Source organism: Candidatus Thiothrix putei, from assembly GCA_029972225.1.
Lineage (GTDB): Bacteria > Pseudomonadota > Gammaproteobacteria > Thiotrichales > Thiotrichaceae > Thiothrix > Thiothrix putei.
In genome coordinates this window covers 3,104,785-3,119,682 of sequence record CP124756.1, presented here as the reverse complement: position 1 = coordinate 3,119,682, position 14,898 = coordinate 3,104,785, and the positions used below count along the sequence as shown (strand labels likewise).

General features: G+C 50.8%; 14 protein-coding genes and 1 tRNA gene. 11 read left to right on the top strand and 4 right to left on the bottom strand.

Translation table 11 applies throughout. The features are described from left to right. Nucleotide 1 precedes the first annotated feature (1 nt). The 9 genes from rsfS to QJT81_15950 are packed head-to-tail and all read left to right on the top strand — an operon-like array spanning nt 2 to nt 10,452. Complete coding sequence (rsfS, locus tag QJT81_15990) at nt 2-370, top strand: ribosome silencing factor (GenBank protein ID WGZ93296.1); 369 nt, start codon at nt 2-4, stop codon at nt 368-370. Continuing rightward, nucleotides 371-844, top strand: a complete 474-nt coding sequence (gene rlmH / locus QJT81_15985; GenBank protein ID WGZ93295.1) for a 23S rRNA (pseudouridine(1915)-N(3))-methyltransferase RlmH — start codon at nt 371-373, stop codon at nt 842-844. Then, the gene (locus QJT81_15980) at nt 845-1,426 is read left to right on the top strand and encodes a nucleoside triphosphate pyrophosphatase (GenBank protein WGZ93294.1); all 582 of its coding nucleotides are present in this window, start codon (nt 845-847) and stop codon (nt 1,424-1,426) included. A 26-nt stretch (nt 1,427-1,452) separates the two neighbouring features. Continuing rightward, complete coding sequence (gene rng, locus QJT81_15975) at nt 1,453-2,928, top strand: ribonuclease G (GenBank protein ID WGZ93293.1); 1,476 nt, start codon at nt 1,453-1,455, stop codon at nt 2,926-2,928. After that, nucleotides 2,915-6,433, top strand: a complete 3,519-nt coding sequence (locus QJT81_15970; protein WGZ93292.1) for a DUF3971 domain-containing protein — start codon at nt 2,915-2,917, stop codon at nt 6,431-6,433. The genes rng and QJT81_15970 overlap by 14 nt, the downstream gene beginning before the upstream one ends. A 42-nt stretch (nt 6,434-6,475) precedes the next feature. Next, nucleotides 6,476-7,312 (top strand): carbon-nitrogen hydrolase family protein, encoded by an 837-nt coding sequence (locus tag QJT81_15965; protein ID WGZ93291.1) that lies wholly within the window; start codon nt 6,476-6,478, stop codon nt 7,310-7,312. Next, nucleotides 7,309-8,757 (top strand): metalloprotease TldD, encoded by a 1,449-nt coding sequence (tldD, locus tag QJT81_15960; protein WGZ93290.1) that lies wholly within the window; start codon nt 7,309-7,311, stop codon nt 8,755-8,757. Before QJT81_15965 ends, tldD begins: the two co-directional genes overlap by 4 nt. An 11-nt stretch (nt 8,758-8,768) precedes the next feature. Further along, a complete protein-coding gene (gene pmbA, locus QJT81_15955) occupies nt 8,769-10,112 on the top strand; it encodes a metalloprotease PmbA (GenBank protein WGZ93289.1) in 1,344 nt (447 codons plus the stop codon). 28 nt (nt 10,113-10,140) lie between these two features. Next, nucleotides 10,141-10,452, top strand: a complete 312-nt coding sequence (locus QJT81_15950) for a pyrimidine/purine nucleoside phosphorylase (GenBank protein WGZ93288.1) — start codon at nt 10,141-10,143, stop codon at nt 10,450-10,452. On the opposite strand, the gene purN is transcribed toward QJT81_15950, so the two are convergent. Together purN and purM are read right to left on the bottom strand one after the other, a co-directional pair. Then, the gene (purN, locus tag QJT81_15945) at nt 10,453-11,118 is read right to left on the bottom strand and encodes a phosphoribosylglycinamide formyltransferase (GenBank protein ID WGZ93287.1); all 666 of its coding nucleotides are present in this window, start codon (nt 11,116-11,118) and stop codon (nt 10,453-10,455) included. Further along, entirely contained in the window at nt 11,108-12,178 is a 1,071-nt protein-coding gene (gene purM, locus QJT81_15940) for a phosphoribosylformylglycinamidine cyclo-ligase (GenBank protein ID WGZ93286.1), read from the bottom strand. Before purM ends, purN begins: the two co-directional genes overlap by 11 nt. 111 nt (nt 12,179-12,289) lie before the next feature. Between purM and QJT81_15935 the strand changes: the two genes are divergently transcribed. Further along, a tRNA-Ser gene (locus tag QJT81_15935) sits at nt 12,290-12,377 on the top strand. Nucleotides 12,378-12,456: 79 nt separating this feature from the next. Here the strand turns inward: QJT81_15935 and cobB are convergent. Further along, nucleotides 12,457-13,203 carry an NAD-dependent protein deacylase gene (gene cobB, locus QJT81_15930; GenBank protein ID WGZ93285.1) on the bottom strand — a complete coding sequence of 249 codons (747 nt, stop codon included), beginning with the start codon at nt 13,201-13,203 and terminating at the stop codon, nt 12,457-12,459. A 26-nt stretch (nt 13,204-13,229) separates the two neighbouring features. Then, on the bottom strand, nt 13,230-14,273 hold the full coding sequence (locus QJT81_15925; protein ID WGZ93284.1) for an AAA family ATPase: 1,044 nt from the start codon (nt 14,271-14,273) through the stop codon (nt 13,230-13,232). 96 nt (nt 14,274-14,369) lie between these two features. Here QJT81_15925 and smpB point away from each other — a divergent pair, with 96 nt between their 5' ends. Next, complete coding sequence (gene smpB, locus QJT81_15920) at nt 14,370-14,855, top strand: SsrA-binding protein SmpB (GenBank protein ID WGZ96504.1); 486 nt, start codon at nt 14,370-14,372, stop codon at nt 14,853-14,855. The last annotated feature ends 43 nt before the right edge of the window (nt 14,856-14,898 follow it).

Here is a 14,898-nt window from a genome sequence, read left to right as displayed (position 1 = left end):
AATGGAACTCGAAACACTTAAACAATTAGTGGTTAAAACACTGGACGACATGAAAGGCCAAGACATCAAGACGATTGATGTGCGTGGCAAATCTGCCATCACGGATATGATGGTGATCGTGACGGGTAACTCCAATCGTCACGTTAAATCCCTTGCGGATGCGGTTGAGCTGGCAGTGAAAGAAGCCGGTGTGCAACCGCTGGGTATCGAAGGGGATGGGCAGTCCGATTGGGTATTGCTTGACCTTAATGACATCATCTTGCACGTTATGCTTGCCAGCACCCGCGACTACTACAATCTGGAAAAACTCTGGGAGGTGGGCGAGGGCTTGCCACAGTCGCGCCCTAGTATGCCGGGTACTCCTGACTAAATGCGTATCCACCTGTTAGCGATTGGCACGAAAATGCCGGGTTGGGTCAACAGCGGCACGGACGAATACGCCGGACGGATGCCGCCGCAATGCCAGTTGTTGATCCGCGAAATTGCTGCTGAGAAACGCACCAAAAACAGCGATTTGAACCGTATTCGTCAGAGTGAAGGTGAAAAGTTGCTGGCAGCGATCCCCGACGGCAATCTGGTGATCACGCTCGATGTAAAAGGCAAGCCTTGGTCAACCGAACAGCTTGCCCAACAACTGGATAGCTGGATGATGTCTGGTCGTGATGTCAGCCTGTTGGTGGGGGGGCCGGAAGGTTTGTCACCCGCGTGTTTGCAACGTGCTGAACAGAGCTGGTCGCTGTCACCGCTGACGTTTCCGCATCCGCTGGTACGAATTGTGGTGGCGGAGCAATTGTTTCGTGCTTGGAGTATTTTAACCAACCACCCTTACCATCGGGGGGATTAAATGCAAGCCCCGCAGCTTATTCTTGCATCTGCTTCGCCCCGTCGCAGTGAATTATTGGCACAAATTGGCATTCGTTTTGTGGTGCAAACGGCTGATGTGGATGAAACGCCGCTGTTGGGAGAAACACCCGAAGCGTTGGTGGAACGTTTAGCAATTCTGAAAGCGGAAACGGTTTCCCTTCGACTGCGCTCAGGGAACTTACCGGTACTCGGTTCGGACACGCTAGGCATTCTTAATGGCGAATTGTTGGTTAAACCCCGTGATTTCCCCCACGCGCAACAAATGCTGCGGCAAATGTCGGGGCAAGTGCACGAGATTCTTACCGCTGTTGCACTAACGACTGTAACAGGCACACAAGTAGCGCTGAGTCGCAGTATGGTTAAGTTCCGTACCATCACAGACTCCGAAATTCTGGCATACTGGGCAAGTGGTGAACCACGCGACAAAGCAGGAGCCTATGCGATTCAAGGACTTGGTGCAGTATTCGTTGAACGCTTAGAGGGTTCCTACTCTGGGGTGATGGGGTTACCTCTGTTTGAAACGGCGCAACTGCTGACAACAGCAGGCATCCAGACCTTATAACAATCATTACCAACAAAGGCACACTCATGAGCGCAGAATTATTAATCAATGTTACCCCGCAAGAATCACGGGTTGCCTTACTCGAAAATGGCTGTTTACAAGAAGTTTTGATTGAGCGTACTACCCGCAAAGGGATTGTCGGTAACATTTACAAAGGCAAAGTTTGCCGGGTATTACCGGGGATGGAAGCGGCTTTCATCGACATTGGCTTGGAAAAATCGGCTTTTTTACATGCGTCGGATTTGACACATCCTTCCCTCGAAGAATTTCAAAGCACTATCCCTCGTCCTACGCTGCAAATCAGCGAACTTTTGTACGAAGGCAAAAAGCTATTAGTGCAAGTCATTAAAGACCCATTAGGCACAAAGGGAGCGCGTTTGACCACGCATGTTACCATTCCCTCGCGTTTTTTGGTGTTGATGCCGGATAACAATAATGTGGGTGTTTCCGGCAAAATTGAAGAGGGTAGCGAGCGTGAACGCTTGCGGGGAATCATTGAGCAGCTAAGAACCGAATTTGGTGATGAGCACGGTTATATCGTGCGCACTGCCGCCGAAGGTATCAGCGAGGATGACCTGCGGCGTGACATGAAGTTTTTACGCAAACTCTGGGAAAGTATTACAAAAATATCACTAGAGTCAGCCGCGCCAACCTTGGTCTATTCCGACCTGCCACTCGTATTGCGTGTTTTGCGTGACATGGTGGGGGAGAAAATCAGCAAAGTATTAATTGATTCGCGAGAAACAGCGACTAAAGTGATTGAATTTAGCCAAAAATATATTCCTGATCTCGCGAGTGTCATTGATCATTACCCCGGTGAACGCCCGATTTTTGATTTGCATGGCGTGGAGGAAGAAATTCAGAAAGCCTTGCAACGCAAAGTGCCGCTCAAATCGGGTGGTTATTTGATCATCGACCAAACCGAAGCGATGACGACCATTGACGTGAATACCGGTGGTTTTGTTGGCAGTCGCAATCTGGAAGAAACTATTTTTCGCACCAATCTGGAAGCGGCACAAACCATTGCCCGCCAATTACGGTTGCGTAATCTGGGCGGCATTATCATCATTGACTTCATCGACATGCTGCAACACGATCACCGCCAACAGGTGTTGAAGTTGCTGGAAAAGTCGTTGGAACGCGATTATGCCAAAACCTATGTGTGTGATGTTTCACCACTCGGTTTAGTAGAGATGACCCGCAAACGTACCCGCGAAAGTTTGGAACATATTCTGTGTCAACCTTGTCCATGTTGTAACGGCAATGGGTTTGTCAAAAGCGCGGAAACGGTGTGTTACGAAGTGTTCCGTGAGATCTTGCGGGCAGTGCGCCAGTTTGATGCGCGTGAATTGTTGGTGCTGGCCTCGCAGGAGGTGGTGGATTTATTGCTGGATGAAGAATCCGACAGTTTGGCAGAGTTGCAGCAATTCGTGGGGATTCCGATTCGCTTGCAGGTAGAATCACTTTATACGCAGGAGCATTTCGACGTTGTACTTCTCTAGGAGGCAGGGCGGTTTTGTATTACGCCTCACCTACCTGCTACTGACTTTCTTTTTTCATTGGGCTATTTTTCTGGTGGCGCTGGTGGGGCTGGCGCAGCTCTGGTTGCCGCTTGTTGGCAACTATAAAGGCATACTAGAAGAAGAGTTGTCGAGTTTTATCGGCAACCCGATCAGCATCGGGCAAATTCGTGTCGATAGTGACGGCGACGATATGCTGTGGGTATTAGAAAATCTGCAATTGACGGAACGTTCTGGGCAATCGCCCATCCAAATTCGCCAACTGGCGTTGACGGTGGATTGGCGTGAAAGTCTGCGGACGTTACGGCTGCAACCGGCTGAGATTCGGTTGGAGGGAGTGGAGTTTATCCTACGGCAGCAGGCTAACGAATTGCCGGATATTCAGGGTCTAACTTTTCCGTTGCCGGGGCAAAAAAATACCGTACTGAATATTGAACGCCAATCCCCCATACGTATTAGCATTAACAGCGGTTTTGTCCATTGGATGGATGTGACGAATCATCGCACGTTAACCCTCAGTGACCTGCAATTCATGGGTGAAATTTTACCGAATGAAATCACCTTGCAGGCCGATGCCTTGTTTCCTCCCACGATTGGTGAAACCTTGGGGGTTGATGCGGTGTTGCATCAAGTGGATAAAGCCGATGGTACAACGCAATGGGCTGGCAATTTGCATACCCGTACTCATATTTTTAATCTTGCGGCACTGCCATCACCCGTACTGCAACAATACGGGGTAAACGCGGGTGGTTTGAAGTTGGATGCGACTATCCAGTCAGAAGTGGGTAAGCCGTTGCATATTCGTGGTGAAGGTGAGGTTCAGCATTTGGGCTGGGCTGGCAATGCACGTGCTCCTGCGATGCAAGGTATTAATGCAACGTTTACCGCAGCAAACGAAGGTGGAAGCGTTAAGGTCAATATTAACGATAGCAAGTTGAGTTACCCGCAGTGGTTTGAAAAAACGTTACGCTTGGATACGTTAGCAGCGGAGCTGGAGTGGCAAGTCAAAGCGGATGGTTGGCATTGGCAACTGAGTCATTTAAAAGCTGAAAACCCGGATATTACGCTGCAAGGTCAGGGCAGTCTGGCACTGCCGACTACTCAGCCTCCAAACATTGACTTGAACATGACCTTTGCCACACGTCGCATTTTGGATAATGTGCGTGATTATATTCCGGCGATTATTCCCGATAACACCGAAGAGTGGTTGAAAACCGCGATTGTGAACGGTTATGTGCCTAAAGGTGAGTTTGTGTTGCGTGGAAATCCGGCTGACTTTCCATTTCAGCAGAAGCCGGGTGTATTTGACATTCGTTTTGACATTGAAAATGGGGTACTGGCGTATTTACCCGAATGGCCTGCTGCACATGAGGTAAAGGGGGAGTTGCATTTTCATAACGCTGATATGAATGCCACCGTCTACAGTGCGCGGATTATGGAATTGGGGGTGACAGGGGGGAATGTCGCTATTCCGAATATGCATACGCACGATAATCATCTGTTACTCGATTTGCAGACACAAGGCAATTTGCAGGCGCACATGAATTATCTGCAAGAGGCATCGATTGGGCGTCAGTTGCGTGATTTTATGCAAGTCGCACGTTTTTCGGGTGATTCAGCCTTGCGCCTGAAACTGGATGTGCCACTGAAAAAGACTACGTTAGACCAACAAGGCGTGGCGGTGGATGGCGTGGTTAGCTTGTTGGGGAACAGTTTTTCGATCCCCGAATACCAACAGACCTTTACCCAACTAAAGGGTAATGTGCATTTTGATCAGCATGGCGTGGATGCCACCGGCGCAACAGGGCAATACCGGCAACAACCGCTCAAACTAGCGGCGAGTACCGATAAAGCTAAAGGAATTATTCGCGTTGATTTACAACAGCAACAGCAGCCCGGTGTATTTCTGCCTGAAAGTTTAGCCAGCTTACGCCAGTACCTGCATGGTTTTGCTCTAGTGGATACCCATTTGGAATTGCCTGCGTTTAATGTCAAAGTAGGTAAAGCACTCAATCGTTTGACAGTGTCGGCTCGCAGTCAGTTGCAAGGGGTCGGGATTACTCTGCCGTCGCCTTTTGGGAAAGTAGCGTCTGATTCGCGTGAGTTAGCGGTAGACGTTGAATTACCGTTTGATTCCGCGCAACCTTGGAAAGCAGCGGTCGCATTGGGTAAACAGTTGGGGATAAACGCACGTTTGCCACATAAGGGTGAGCAGCTTCCCGCTATCGGCATTCGTTTCGATGATAAACCTGTCAGTCTGCCGACTCGTGGTATTCAGCTTGGTGGGGCATTGGCAGAATTCGATTTACTGGCATGGCAAGGTTTGGGGCTGATAACGGGAGGAGGCACTGCCTCGGCTGCACCACCACTTGAGCTGCAAGCCGACCTGAGTGTTGGTCGTCTACTGTTGGGCAAGCAGTCGTTGGGCAAAGCGGATGTGCGGGTGAGTGGTTCCGATATTCTCAAAGCCCATATACGTGCGGATAAATTACAAGCCAATGTTCACCTGCCGTTCAACGCGTTGGCAAGTGGGCGTGTGAATATTGATTTGCAGGGTGTTGATCTTGATCAACTGGGCGAACACCTGCCGGGTAACAAATCGACGGCGGGAACGGGGCTGTCTCCGACGGACTTCCCCTCCATGCGTTTCACTTGCACGGATTGCCGGAAGGGGGATTTTCCACTTCAGCACTTGATTCTCAACTTGAATAAATCGCGTGACGAACTGTTGATTGAGACGTTGAATATCCGTCACCCTCTGATGAACTTATCAGCTTCCAATGGGCGTTGGTATAAGGATGCGGATGGTACTGCCCGTACTGAACTGACCGCTACCGCAACTATCGCTGAGCCTGGGAAGCTCTTGGCTGAACCGGGTAAGGAAGCTGCACTGCAAGGTGGTTCGTTACACGCCAATGCGCGTTTACAGTGGCAAGGTGCACCCTTTAGTTTTGCTTTAGCCAACTTGACGGGTGAGATTGATGCCACGCTTGGTAAGGGTAGTCTGGCGGATGTCGACCCCGGTTTGGGACGCTTGCTAGGTTTGCTGAATACGCAACGCTTGCCGAACCGTTTGGCCTTGGATTTTCGGGATATGACTGCCAAAGGGGTAGCCTTTGATGCTATCAATGGCAGTTTTCAGTTGGAAAATGGCATTCTGAAAACACACGACACACGCATCGAAGCCGCTGCGTTGGTGGCGGGTATTGAGGGGAGCCTTGATCTTAACCGCAAAACCTTGCATCACACGGTCACGGTGATACCAAACTTGCGTTCTGCCTTGCCGGTGGTGGGGGCTGCGGTCGGTGGTTTAGGGGGAGGTGCTGTGATGCTGCTGTTCAATTCACTCACCGAAAAAAGTGCTGAACATCAATTGCAAACGGCAGGTGGGCTGCGCTATCAGGTCACCGGTTCATGGAAAAAACCAGAAGTCGTCGAATTAAAACCACCATTCAAAAAGACGGATGTTGATGTTTTAGCGCATTGAACAGACAATGAAGTCAAGCATACAAGTAAGTGGAGAATAAGCATGGCGTTAATCGCAGCACTACAAATGGCAGCAGGCCCTCAAGTTCAGGCTAACTTGATGGAGGCCGGGCGGTTGATTAAGGAAGCAGCAGCACGTGGCGCAGGTATGGTGGTGTTGCCTGAAACCTTTGCCATGATGGGTGCAGATGAAGCTGACAAGGTGAAAGTGGCAGAAACCTTTGGTAATGGGCCTATCCAGACATTTCTTAGCCAGCAAGCACGCAAGTACGGTGTTTGGATTGTCGCGGGTACTATTCCGATTCGTTCCGACGATCCGGCGCGTTCGTATGCCGCCTCGCTGATGTATGATGATAAAGGCAAGGTAGTAGCGCGTTACGATAAAATTCACCTCTTCGATGTCATGCTCAGTGAAAACCAAGAAGTGTATACCGAGAGTGATACCACAGTACCAGGTAGCACCCCAGTGGTTGTGGATACACCGTTTGGCAAAGTTGGCATGTCGGTGTGTTACGACTTGCGTTTCCCGGAACTGTATCGACGCTTATCTGAGCAGGGGGCGCAAATTTTGGTGATTCCCTCCGCGTTTACCGAATTGACAGGTAAAGCGCATTGGGAAGTATTATTGCGTGCCCGTGCGATTGAAAACCTCTGCTATGTGGTTGCCCCCGGACAAGGTGGTTATCATGTTAGCGGACGTACCACCTATGGTCACAGCATGATTGTGGATTACTGGGGGCGAGTGCGTGGTGTGTGCGAAAAAGGTGCTGGGGTGGTGTTAGCAGACATCGACCTTGAGGCGTTGGAACAAACGCGCAAAACGTTCCCGGTACTCTCGCACCGCTGCCCTAAAGACAATATCAATCAAGGAACATCATGAAACAGGCATACGATTTTGCCCGCGAGGCTTTTTTTGCCCCGACGGGTCTGAGTGAACAGCATCTGGAACAGGTGTTTAGTCAGCTTTTAACCAAAGACACGACCTTGGCTGATTTGTATTTCCAGTCTGCCCGCTATGAATCGTGGGGCTTGGAAGAAGGCATTATCAAAAGCGGTAGCTACAGCATTGAGCAAGGTGTTGGCGTGCGCTCCGTGTGTGGTGAGCAAACCGGCTTTGCTTATAGCGGTGAAATTACGCTACCTGCTTTATTGGAGTCAGCGAAAGCCGCGCGAGCGATCAGCCGTGCGGGGCAATCGGGTTCCGTTAATGCGTGGACAGTGCGCACGCCACAACGTCCACTTTATGGTATGGATGACCCACTAAATTCATTATCAGAAGACGATAAAATCAGTTTTCTGCGTCAGATTGACAGCATTGCCCGCGCTACTAGCCCGTATGTGCAACAAGTGATGGCAAATATGGTTGCCGTGCATGAAATCATTCTGGTGGTCGATGAAACCGGACGCATGACCGCCGACGTCCGCCCCTTAGTCCGAGCTAACGTTTCCGTGATTGTGGAGCGTAACGGGCAAACCGAAAGTGCAACCGCAGGTGGTGGCGGGCGTTTCAACCTCGATTTTTTCCTCAATGGGAATAAAGCGCAAGAATATGCCGAAGAGGCTGTACGTAAGGCGTTAATCAATTTGGATGCAGAAGCAGCCCCGGCTGGGAATATGACCGTTGTGTTAGGCAATGGCTGGCCGGGTGTATTGCTACACGAAGCGATCGGTCACGGTTTAGAGGGCGATTTCAACCGCAAAGGGACATCAGCGTTTGCGGGGCGTATCGGTGAACAAGTCGCCGCTAAAGGGATTACGGTGGTGGATGATGGTACGCTCGAACAGCGTCGTGGTTCCTTAAGCGTGGATGATGAGGGTACACAAACCCAATGCACGACGCTGATTGAAGACGGCATTCTCAAAGGTTATTTATTTGACCGTCAGAATGCGGCGTTGATGGGGACGCAATCCACCGGCAATGGTCGCCGTCAGTCTTACGCCAACTTGCCAATGCCGCGCATGACCAATACTTACATGCGGGCGGGTGAGTATGACCCTGCTGAAATCATTGCTTCAGTCGATAAAGGCATTTACGCCGTCAATTTCTCTGGCGGGCAAGTCGACATTACGTCGGGTAAGTTCGTGTTTTCTGCCTCTGAAGCTTATCAAATCGAAAACGGCAAGCTTGGCAAGCCGTTGAAAAATGCCACGCTGATTGGCAATGGCCCGGATGTATTAACCCGTGTCAGCATGGTCGGCAATGATTTGCAACTGGATACCGGCATCGGCGTGTGCGGTAAAGATGGGCAAAGCGTACCCGTGGGCGTGGGTCAACCAACACTTCGGGTTGACGGTTTAACCGTCGGCGGCACAGCGACAGCATAAGGATAACCACCATGATTGAACTCGAAAACCGTTTCGACATTGCGACCGAATTTCAGGCGATGGCGGAGCATGTGCTGGCTGCGGCTAAAGCCAAAGGTGCGACGGCTGCCGAACTTGACCTTGACAAGGGGACGGGGCTTTCCGTCGAAGTACGCATGGGGCAGGTTGATAAGTTGCAGTACCACCGCGATCAGGGCATTAATCTCACGGTTTACTTTGGGCATCGCAAAGGCTATGCCTCTACGGGGGATTTTTCGCCGCAAGCGTTGGCGGATACCTTGGATGCGGCCTGCCGGATTGCACGTTATACCTCGGAAGATGCTTTCAATGGTTTGGCTGATGCGGAACGCATGGCAACGGAATTTCCTAAGCTGGACTTGTACCACCCGTGGGAACTGGACGCAGACATGGCGATTGACATGGCGCTGCAAACCGAAGCGGTAGCGCGTGAGCACGATGCCCGCATCACCAATAGCGAAGGCGCGAGTGTGGATAGCTACGCGGGTATGAGCTTGTACGCCAATTCACACGGTTTCATGGGGATCAACCATAGCACGCGGCATTCCCTGAGTTGTTCGGTGGTGGCGCAAGAAGGTGAGTCCATGCAGCGCGATTATTGGTACAGCGTGTCGCGTGTACCAAGCTTATTGGAGTCTGCGGATAGCGTGGGGGCAGAAGCGGCGCAACGCACAGTGCGGCGTTTGAATGCACGTTCATTGTCCACCCGTGAAGCGCCTATATTATTTGTGCCGCAAATGGCGCGTGGCTTGATTGGGCAATTGGTATCAGCCATCAGTGGTAGTTCGCAATACCGCAAGGCCAGCTTTTTGCTGAATTCCATGGGACAACAAGCCTTCCCCGATTTCGTGCAATTGCATGAAGATCCCTTTATTCGTCAAGCACTGGGTAGCCGTTCTTACGATGCGGAAGGGGTGGCAACGCAAGCGCGTGACATTGTGAAAGATGGCGTTATTCAGGGCTATTTCCTTGGCAGCTACAGCGCTCGCAAATTGGGAATGCAAAGTACCGGTAGTGCGAGTGGTGCCAGCAATTTATTGTTGGCGGATACAGGCAAGAGCTTTCCTGATCTGTTGGCAGAAATGGGTACTGGCCTGATGGTCACGGAGTTAATCGGTAATGGTATTAACGGCATTACCGGTGACTATTCGCGGGGTGCAGTGGGTTACTGGGTTGAAAATGGCATGATTGTGCACCCTGTTGAGGAAGTAACCATTGCGGGCAATCTAAAGGATATGTTCAAAGGCATTGTCGCGATCGGTGATGATGTGGATGAGCGTGGTAGTATCCGTACCGGTTCGATTTTGATTGATAAGATGACCATTGCAGGTCAGTAATTTACCCCTTCATCTACAAAGGAAGTTTATGAGTCAGTTTGAGAATGTCAGCGTTAACAAAACCGCTAATGTGTATTTTGATGGTAAGTGTGTCAGCCACACGGTAACGTTGGCGGATGGTACGCGTAAAAGCGTTGGCGTTATTTTACCATCTACGCTGACCTTCAATACCGGTGCGCCGGAAATCATGGAGTTGCTGCAAGGTCGTTGTAACGTCCGTTTGGCTGGCACTGAAACATGGACAGCGTATGCAGGTGGTCAATCGTTCGAGGTGGGTGCGAACTCATCGTTCGATATTGAAACTTTAGAAGACCTGCACTACGTATGCCATTTTGGTTGATTAAACGCTGAGATGTTGGATGGGACGTGTTAGCGCGTTTCCATCCAATGTTGCCTGATTGTCTGCTAGTTTAAGCCTGCCTTCCACGAACCATTTCACCACTTGTGGGTAAATAACGTGTTCTTGCGTTTGAATGCGTTGCGCCAGACTTGCTTCTGTATCGCTTGGTAATACCGGAACTTTGGCCTGCATAATCACAGGGCCGCCATCCAATTCTGGGGTGACAAAATGCACACTCACACCGTGTTCATGACCGCCATCTTCCAGTACGCGCCGATGGGTGTGGATGCCTTTGTACAAGGGCAAGAGAGAGGGGTGGATGTTGAGCATCCGTCCTTCATAGTGGCGTACAAAACCGGGCGTGAGAATGCGCATAAAACCTGCCAATACCACCAAATCAGGTTGGTAAGCGTCAATGCGCTGTTGTAAGGCTTGGTCAAATGCTTCGCGACTGGCAAAGTCTTGATGACTTAATACTGCCGTCGGAATATCAGCCTCTGCTGCCCGTTGTAATCCATAAGCATCCGCACGGTTGCTGATGACAGCCGTAATCCGCGCTGCCAAGCGACCCGTGTGGATCGCCTTGATGAGTGCTTGCAGATTACTGCCGCTGCCAGAAATCAGCACGACCAGATTCGGTAGTGCTGTTGTGTTATTAAGCGACATATTCAACAAAGGGGGTATCGCTGTCTGAGGTATCCATTGCACCAATTTGCCATGCCTTGATGTTTTCGAGGCGGCAGGTACTGATGATTTCTTCGGATTTGTCGGCTGGAATGACTAGAATCATACCAATGCCACAATTGAAGGTACGCAGCATTTCTTCCTCAGAAACACCGCCTTGTGCTTGCAACCAGTTAAAAATCTCCGGCCGTTGCCAACTGCTTAAGCTGATTTTGGCTTTGGTGCGGGCAGGCAGAACACGCGGCAAGTTTTCAGTCAAGCCACCGCCGGTGATGTGCGCAACTGCGTGCAGGTCATAACGCCGCATCAAACCGAGGATAGCTTTGACGTAAATGCGCGTCGGCTCTAATAAAGTACGTCCTAACGTGCTGTCACCAAAGGGGTCATCCAGCGATGCACCACTGACTTCGAGAATTTTACGGATGAGGGAATAGCCGTTGGAGTGTGGGCCGCTGGATGCAAGGCCAATCAAGACGTCGTTACGGTGGACGCGGGAGTTATCCAGAATATTGTCACGCTCGACGACGCCGACGCAGAAGCCAGCAAGGTCGAAATCATCGCCGTGATACATGCCCGGCATTTCGGCGGTTTCGCCACCTGCAAGTGCAGCACCTGCTTGAGAGCAACCTTCTGCAATGCCGCCAATGACTTTTTCCGCGACATCCACATCAAGCTTGCCAGTGGCATAGTAGTCGAGGAAAAACAGCGGTTCTGCGCCACTAACAATAATATCGTTGACACACATGGCCACTAAGTCGATGCCGATGGTATCGTAAATGCCAGTGTCTATCGCCAATCTAAGTTTTGTGCCCACACCATCTGTGCCGGAAACCAGTACGGGGTGCTTGTAGTGGGAGGGAATCGACATTAGTGCGCCAAAACCACCTAAGCCTCCCAACATTTCAGGACGTTTAGTGCGTTGTGCGAGGGGTTTAATACGTTCTACCAGATTATTGCCTGCATCAATATCAACGCCAGCATCACGGTAAGTTAGAGAGGGTTTGCTTGAATCCATTAAGCCTGTCTCGATTAGGGCAGTCATAAAAGGTGGATTCTAACATAGCCACCCCATGGCTGACAGACAGAAAACCAAACCTTTCCTAGAAAAAGTACTAGAAATCCAGCCGCATTTTAAGTAGTATACGCATCCTTCGGAGAGCTGGTCGAGTGGTCGAAGGCGGCGGTCTTGAAAACCGTTGAGGGTTAAACCTCCGGGGGTTCGAATCCCTCGCTCTCCGCCATATTAAAGAACGGTGACGTTCTAAAACATCCTGAAACCCGCATCTCAGCGGGTTTTTTTATGCCTACGTGCAATTTTGGTTAAAAACATCTCATTACAGTTGGGAATAGGCTAAGCCGTGAAGCCAATAGTGTTTCGACAAACGTTGGTACAATTTGGCTGGCTAAGCCATTGATGGACTGGTGAAACATTTCGCTATTGCTGCTGGGGTCGAGGTTTAGTTCTACCGTGTGAGCGCCTTGTTGACGGGCGAACTCAACAAAACCCGCAGCGGGGTAAACTTGCCCTGATGTGCCAATAGAGATGAATAAATCGCAGTCGTTCAATGCCTGTTCTATATTGCGCATGTGAAAAGGCATTTCACCAAACCAGACGATATGTGGTCGCATTCCGCCGGTTTTGCCACAGCTTTTGCAGTGTGTGTGTGTGCCGATGTCTTCCATGCAACCGTAACCCATGCCGCAATGGTTGCAGCGAATTTTGTTCAATTCGCCGTGCATGTGCAGCAAGTTTTCGCTGCCAGCGCGTTCGTGCAGATCATCGACGTTTTGGGTGATGAGTAGCATGTTGCCGGAATGTTCACGTTCCAGTTGTGCGAGGGCGAGGTGGGCAGCGTTGGGTTGCACAGCGGGGTCGCGTAATTGCTGACGGCGCGTATTGTAAAACTCGTGTACCAGCGCGGGGTTGTTGGCGAAACCTTGCGGGGTGGCAACGTCTTCGATGCGGTGGTTGTGCCACAAGCCGTCACTGGCACGGAATGTCTGAATGCCGGATTCGGCGGAGATGCCAGCGCCGGTGAGGATGACGATGTTGGAGTATTGGGTCATGTGATTAAGTCTCCCTCCGCTAGGGTTTAATCGTACAACATAATATCGCCAATCGACTGCGCCCACTGCGCAAACGCCGGAATTCCAAAAATCTCATCTCCCACCGCGCGGAGCATGTCCGACACCAACATCACGCCCATTTCTTTCAGCGGAAATGCCTTGGCGTAATTGAGAATATGCCCGTAAGTTTCCGCTGCTTCTGGCGTACCCTTTGCACGAATTGCCCGCCCTACCAGTGACGAAGCCACCGCGTATTGCAAATCCACTTCTTTGGGCGATTTGACATCTTCACCGCGCAAAATCGCATCCAAGTCTGGCATTTGATCGAGGCTATCCACAAACGCTTTCAGCTCAATACCCGCCGCTGGCCCGACACAGGCTTGCAAAGTTCCCAGCAATAAATTGGGGGAATTGCCAAATTTCTGCAAGGCGCGGTGCGCAAATTCCCACGAACGCGGGGTAGGGAAGGCGACCGGATTGTGTGCCGGATCAAAGTTAAACAATTGTTCAGGGCGGAAGCGCAAAAAGCCGATAATGCGTTCGTCGATATGGTGCTTGTATGCCCACGCTACCCAGTCATCCAAATTCAAATCCACTTCAAAGTGTGAAAAGCGGTTGGCTAAAGGGGCGGGCATGGTGTAAGTCACGCCCCGATCGCCTTGGCGGTTGCCCGCAGCAAAGATTGCCCAGCCATCCGGTACGCGGTAATCACCCAAGCGTCGATCCAGAATCAACTGATACGCAGCGGCAGATACGCTTGGCACGGCGGAGGTGATTTCATCCAGAAACAAAATACCCATTGCCCCGTGGCGCTCTTCATCCGGCAACATGGAGGGAATCGCCCATTCCACCAATTCCTTATCACGGAAAGGAATGCCGCGTAAATCGCTGGGTTCCATTTGCGATAAACGCACGTCAATCACGGGAACTGTGTGGCGAACCCCGACTTGCGCCACAATTTGCGACTTGCCTACACCCGGCGGCCCCCACAACATTACGGGGGTATGATGACCTTCTAACGTGCCGAGAAACTCTTTGTCGAGAATGGAACTGAGTGAAGCTGGGCGCATGGGGAATCCTGTAGTATTGTCACAAAGCGCTTGATGATACGGCAAACCCGCGTATCATTTCATGTTTCCTTAACTTGCATGGCGATTATTACCCTCATGGCAAAAGCGACGACCAAGAAGAAAAGTGCTCCCGGCAGCAAAAGCATTGCCGTGAACAGGCAGGCACGCCACGACTATTACATCGAGCAAACCTTCGAGGCGGGTTTGGTGCTGCAAGGCTGGGAAGTGAAAAGCCTTAGGGCAGGGCGCATCCAGCTCAAAGAAAGTTATGTGATTCTCGAAAAAGGCGAAGTGTTTTTGTTTGGCGCACACATCAGCGCCTTATTATCCGCCTCCACCCACATCATTCCTGATTCCTTGCGCACCCGCAAACTGTTACTGCACGATACCGAAATCGTCAAGCTCAATAACGCGGTCGATCGCAAGGGTTATACCGTTGTACCCTTGGCGATGTATTGGAAAAATAACCGTGTCAAAGTTGAAATCGGTTTGGCAAAAGGTAAACAACAACACGACAAGCGCGATTCCGAAAAAGAACGTGACTGGGGTCGTGAAAAAGAACGCTTGATGAAACGGCATTAAAATAAAAACCCTCCGGCGCAGGAGGGGTTAAGGTATTAAGGGC

What these genes read in the sequence shown, in the direction of transcription:
- rlmH (WGZ93295.1), top strand. Translation starts at nt 371, where the DNA reads ATGCGTATCCACCTGTTAGCGATTGGCACGAAAATGCCGGGTTGGGTC.
- pmbA (WGZ93289.1), top strand. Translation starts at nt 8,769, where the DNA reads ATGATTGAACTCGAAAACCGTTTCGACATTGCGACCGAATTTCAGGCG.
- QJT81_15965 (WGZ93291.1), top strand. Translation starts at nt 6,476, where the DNA reads ATGGCGTTAATCGCAGCACTACAAATGGCAGCAGGCCCTCAAGTTCAG.
- QJT81_15925 (WGZ93284.1), bottom strand. Translation starts at nt 14,273, where the DNA reads ATGCGCCCAGCTTCACTCAGTTCCATTCTCGACAAAGAGTTTCTCGGC.
- purM (WGZ93286.1), bottom strand. Translation starts at nt 12,178, where the DNA reads ATGACTGCCCTAATCGAGACAGGCTTAATGGATTCAAGCAAACCCTCT.
- rng (WGZ93293.1), top strand. Translation starts at nt 1,453, where the DNA reads ATGAGCGCAGAATTATTAATCAATGTTACCCCGCAAGAATCACGGGTT.
- QJT81_15980 (WGZ93294.1), top strand. Translation starts at nt 845, where the DNA reads ATGCAAGCCCCGCAGCTTATTCTTGCATCTGCTTCGCCCCGTCGCAGT.
- cobB (WGZ93285.1), bottom strand. Translation starts at nt 13,203, where the DNA reads ATGACCCAATACTCCAACATCGTCATCCTCACCGGCGCTGGCATCTCC.
- purN (WGZ93287.1), bottom strand. Translation starts at nt 11,118, where the DNA reads ATGTCGCTTAATAACACAACAGCACTACCGAATCTGGTCGTGCTGATT.
- QJT81_15950 (WGZ93288.1), top strand. Translation starts at nt 10,141, where the DNA reads ATGAGTCAGTTTGAGAATGTCAGCGTTAACAAAACCGCTAATGTGTAT.
- rsfS (WGZ93296.1), top strand. Translation starts at nt 2, where the DNA reads ATGGAACTCGAAACACTTAAACAATTAGTGGTTAAAACACTGGACGAC.
- smpB (WGZ96504.1), top strand. Translation starts at nt 14,370, where the DNA reads ATGGCAAAAGCGACGACCAAGAAGAAAAGTGCTCCCGGCAGCAAAAGC.
- tldD (WGZ93290.1), top strand. Translation starts at nt 7,309, where the DNA reads ATGAAACAGGCATACGATTTTGCCCGCGAGGCTTTTTTTGCCCCGACG.